The 758-nt window shown below is 68.5% G+C and carries 1 protein-coding gene; it reads left to right on the top strand.

Annotated features, from left to right (window positions below; all coding sequences use genetic code 11):
- Positions 1-758 (top strand): glutamate synthase-related protein (locus AAE045_RS23450; protein WP_455549716.1); only part of this gene is annotated, 758 nt, incomplete at both ends.

The raw sequence follows: 758 nt of genomic DNA, 5'->3' as shown, positions 1-758 counted from the left end.
AAGGCGGCCAGCTGCCCGGGCACAAGGTCAACGAACTGATCGCGCGGCTGCGCTACGCCAAGCCGGGCATCGGCCTGATCTCGCCGCCGCCGCACCATGACATCTATTCCATCGAAGATCTGGCCCAGCTGATCTACGACCTCAAGCAGGTCAACCCCACCGCGCTGGTCTCCGTGAAGCTGGTCAGCCATGCCGGTGTCGGCACCATCGCCGCGGGCGTGGTGAAGGCCGGCGCCGATCTGATCACCGTGTCCGGCCATGACGGCGGCACCGGGGCCAGCCCGGTCAGTTCGATCCGCTATGCCGGCGTGCCGTGGGAACTGGGTGTGGCCGAATCGCACCAGGCACTGGTGGCCAACGATCTGCGCGGGCGTACCCTGCTGCAGACCGACGGCGGCCTGAAGACCGGCCTGGACGTGATCAAGGCCGCGCTGCTGGGCGCGGACAGCTTCGGCTTCGGCACCGCGCCGATGATCGTGCTGGGCTGCAAGTACCTGCGCATCTGCCACCTCAACAACTGCGCCACCGGCGTGGCCACCCAGGACGAGCGCCTGCGCGCGCAGTACTTCACCGGCCTGCCCGAGCGCGTGGAGAACTTCTTCCGCCTGCTGGCCGAAGAAGTGTGTGGCTGGCTGTCCTACCTGGGCGTGCGCTCGCTGGACGAGATCGTGGGCCGCACCGACCTGCTGCAGCAGCTGGACGTCTCGCCGCGCCCGGGCGTCAAGGTGGATCTGTCGCGTCTGCTCAACCCGGCCGAG

Source organism: Dryocola clanedunensis, from assembly GCF_038405435.1.
GTDB classification, from domain to species: Bacteria; Pseudomonadota; Gammaproteobacteria; order Enterobacterales; family Enterobacteriaceae; genus Dryocola; species Dryocola clanedunensis_A.
This window is presented reverse-complemented; position numbering and strand designations above follow the sequence as displayed.